We start from the raw sequence: 3,373 nt of genomic DNA on the forward strand, positions 1-3,373 counted from the left end.
ATTCTTTATCTTCATCTTCTTTATGAACCTTAAAGGTAGGTTTATTTAACTTTAAGATTGTAATGCTTTTGAAATTATCTGCATACAGAAAAACACATATTACAAGTATCATATAAAAAATTCTCATAATTTACTCCTCAAATATTCTAGTAAGGATACGCCCTCTGTCGAGTTTGTGTCTTTGTAGGCGATTTTAGTATTTTGCACTTCTTTTATTCAAAATCATTCCATGCTCTTGGTTGGCACTCTGCACTTTCACATACGAGATATATGTATTCTTCATTTTCTCTTAAAAATGTAGTCATTCCACCATCACTTGTAAAGTCCCATACTTTACCATCAAATTTTACCTTGCCACGATATGCACACCCTTGACCACTATAGTAATGCAAAGTCCATACCACTTTGTGCTTTTTAAGATATTCTTCCATTTGTTGTTTGTCTTTGGGTAGAGATTGACTCATTTTGCAACGCTCCATTGCCTCCTTATCGCTTATCCCACTATTTTGCCAATTTATTTCAGTATCCACTTCTAGCACTTCTATGACCTCCTTATCAAAAGATTCTGCATAAGGAGGGTATATTACATTATCTTGAGCAAAAAGGCTACATACAAATAATACAATTATGCTACTCTTTTTCATTTACACCTTTCGCTTCGCCTCTTAGATTCCACATTCTCCATATCGTTGTTCATCTCCAAAATCTCGCTTTTCATCTTTATTTTTTAGTTTAGCATAACCCCCTTCATTAAGCTCAAAATCATAGATTATAGAATCTAATTTGATTATGCCTGTGATTCTGCAAGGGAAAGTGCAATATGCCGCTTCTACACCTATACCACTATCCTCATAATACTCTTTAGCCTTTTTAAAAAAGTTGATAATATGTTCTTCTTGAAAATCTTTCACTATTTGTGTATTGCAAGATTCTCTTACTGCATTGACATAATATTCTTTATCTTCATCTTCTTTATGAACCTTAAAGGTAGGTTTATTTAACTTTAAGATTGTAATGCTTTTGAAATTATCTGCATACAGAAAAACACATATTACAAGTATCATATAAAAAATTCTCATAATTTACTCCTCAAATATTCTAGTAAGGATACGCCCTCTGTCGAGTTTGTGTCTTTGTAGGCGATTTTAGCATGGGCGTATAAATCAGTTTTATTGATATGGTATAACTCAAACAACACTCTAACAAGTTGTTCTAACCTTCCTAACTGCTTAAGTGTAGCATTTGGGTATCTTTTTGTATTATCATCATATTCTCCTACCACTTCAATCCCTATACTATCAGAGCTTATGGGGTATCTGTTGGGATATGGTTTCTTTTTCTCATAATTTGAGACTTTTGTTTTTCTAGCGCTATAAGAAGTTTTTTCTTTCCACATATTTTCTATTAACATCTTTTCGTTTGTATCCCAAGTTTTTTCTACTTCAACTCTTGAGCGAATATCTCCCACATGCTGTGTCCATTGATGCAAACTTGCACACTGATAGATTGTGCCATCTTTATCGATTAAGAAATGAGCTCCATAAAGGCTTGTATCCCAATGGTTTAATGTGCTTTTTGCAGTAGGAGAATTTGTCCTGTGTAAGACAATAGCTATGGGCGGCTTGTTAAACGATCCTGTCTCTTCCACTAATTTTGGTTTTGGTTGTTTTATGATACCTAACCCTTTAATATACCCATCTTCTATCTCACAATCCGCAAACTCCCTCCCTAATTCACTCTCTTTGCCTTCTTTGCTCCACAATTCTTTAAAGAATCTACTATCTTGTATAGGATTAAGTGGTATCTTAAACCCTATATCTTTATATCCCCATTTTCTACAAGCATATTAAGAATATCACATAAATCTTTGACTATTTTTTCTAGGGTTTTCTTTTCTGCTTCATCATTTGGTATATCTGTAATTCTTTGTATCTTATTTGCTCCTGAGCCAACATCCCATATCCACACATAATGTAAATCATTGATAGTAAAATCCCAAATACTCACATCAGGACCTAAAAGATAATCTTTATTTAATACCACATTGTATTGCTTGTATTTTGCTAAAGATTCTATACAAAATGGCACTTTCTCTTCTTTGCAGTAAAAGTCTTCTATATAAAAAGTTAAATAATTGCTTTGTTCACCTTTCCAATATCCTCCCCAGTAAGTAATCTTTGTAGTTTCGTTATTGTTTTGCATATTTTTTTCTCCTTTAAATAAATTCACTATATATCGCAAAATCTGCTGTATCATTTTGGAATAACTCCTAGATTTTCATTTACACTTGGTCTTGACCTACTCGAAGATTTAATAGTATAGTTGTAAATATCTTCCATTTTTGTTAATCCTTTTTCTGTCCTCACATATTCTATCCATTCCTCCCAAGTCTTATTTTTTTCTTGAAATTCTAATCTTCCTGCTTCTGCCCTATCTCTCATAGCGTCTCTTGTATCCTTTTTCGCTTGATTACGAAAATTAAAATGAAATTTGGCTCTTTCCTCAAGCGTTAAGATTTTATTACCAAGCTCTTTTATTTTTGGTAGTTGTGTATTGACATACCATTCTCTTGCTTCTTGATTGCTTAAAGAATATTTAGGCATACCTTGAGTTTCTCTATTTTCCCTCTTTACATATATGCTACCTTGTATCTCTGAAGCAAATTTCACACCCCTAACAACCACATTCTTACCAATAGCCCCAACAAATCCTATAATATACCCACTTACATCAATCAATCCTTCTTCTTTGTATTGCATTGGAGAGTAAATATGCAATGTGATACCTACTTCATATTTGGGATTTTCTACAAAAGCAAAGAATCTTACCTGTTTATCTAGCCATTCCTCTCTTAGATTTATTATTATTTCTTCGCCTATTATTTCATTGCCCTCTAAATCTGTAAGAATTTTAAATGTCTCGTGTTCTTTTATGGGAAAGCTTATATTTTCTTTTGTTGTGTGTTGGTATGGACTTGAAGTAATATATCCCCATTTAGTTTGCTTCTTTTTAGCTTGGTATTGTTGTCTTTGTGTTTGGGATTGCTTGTCTTTATTAGGGATAGAATCTTGATTATAATAGGCTTTGAGGTAAATAGAGGTATTTTGTAGTATTGCTTGTGCTTGTGTGTCTTCAAGTGTGCTTGTATCAAAGTTATATGTGCGTGTTGGTATGCAGATGGTATTGGCATTGTTGTTAGGGCAATTTTCTTGTTGTGATGATATATTTTCCTTAGATTCTCTCTCCCTTATTTCTGCATATACACTGCTTACTAAGAGTTTATCTCTCGCCTTTATCCCACTCTCTTTGTGTTTATTATCTTCCCTCATCCCCAATTCTTTAAAGAATCTACTATCTTGTATAGGATTAAGTG

The 3,373-nt window shown here is 33.1% G+C and carries 5 protein-coding genes; all 5 read right to left on the reverse strand.

The window, feature by feature from the left end; all coding sequences use genetic code 11:
• Positions 1 to 212 precede the first annotated feature (212 nt).
• Positions 213 to 644: a hypothetical protein gene (locus tag CQA53_RS10480; protein WP_115543908.1), complete on the reverse strand. Its 432-nt coding sequence runs from the start codon at positions 642 to 644 to the stop codon at positions 213 to 215.
• Between the two features lie 21 nt (positions 645 to 665).
• Entirely contained in the window at positions 666 to 1,079 is a 414-nt protein-coding gene (locus CQA53_RS10485) for a hypothetical protein (protein WP_115543909.1), read from the reverse strand.
• A complete protein-coding gene (locus tag CQA53_RS10490) occupies positions 1,076 to 1,762 on the reverse strand; it encodes a peptidoglycan recognition protein family protein (RefSeq protein WP_181882450.1) in 687 nt (228 codons plus the stop codon). Before CQA53_RS10490 ends, CQA53_RS10485 begins: the two co-directional genes overlap by 4 nt.
• Positions 1,763 to 1,812: 50 nt before the next feature.
• Positions 1,813 to 2,202, reverse strand: coding sequence for a hypothetical protein (locus CQA53_RS10495; RefSeq protein WP_115543911.1), 390 nt, complete (start codon positions 2,200 to 2,202; stop codon positions 1,813 to 1,815).
• Positions 2,203 to 2,252: 50 nt separating this feature from the next.
• A partial coding sequence (locus CQA53_RS13405) for a hypothetical protein (RefSeq protein ID WP_245945890.1) occupies positions 2,253 to 3,373 on the reverse strand: 1,121 nt, incomplete at its 5' end.

Source organism: Helicobacter didelphidarum (assembly GCF_003364195.1).
Lineage (GTDB): Bacteria > Campylobacterota > Campylobacteria > Campylobacterales > Helicobacteraceae > Helicobacter_A > Helicobacter_A didelphidarum.

Bases quoted from the DNA above. Each gene is read 5' to 3' on its own strand.
- CQA53_RS10480 (WP_115543908.1), bottom strand. From the start codon at position 644: ATGAAAAAGAGTAGCATAATTGTATTATTTGTATGTAGCCTTTTTGCT.
- CQA53_RS10485 (WP_115543909.1), bottom strand. From the start codon at position 1,079: ATGAGAATTTTTTATATGATACTTGTAATATGTGTTTTTCTGTATGCA.
- CQA53_RS10495 (WP_115543911.1), bottom strand. From the start codon at position 2,202: ATGCAAAACAATAACGAAACTACAAAGATTACTTACTGGGGAGGATAT.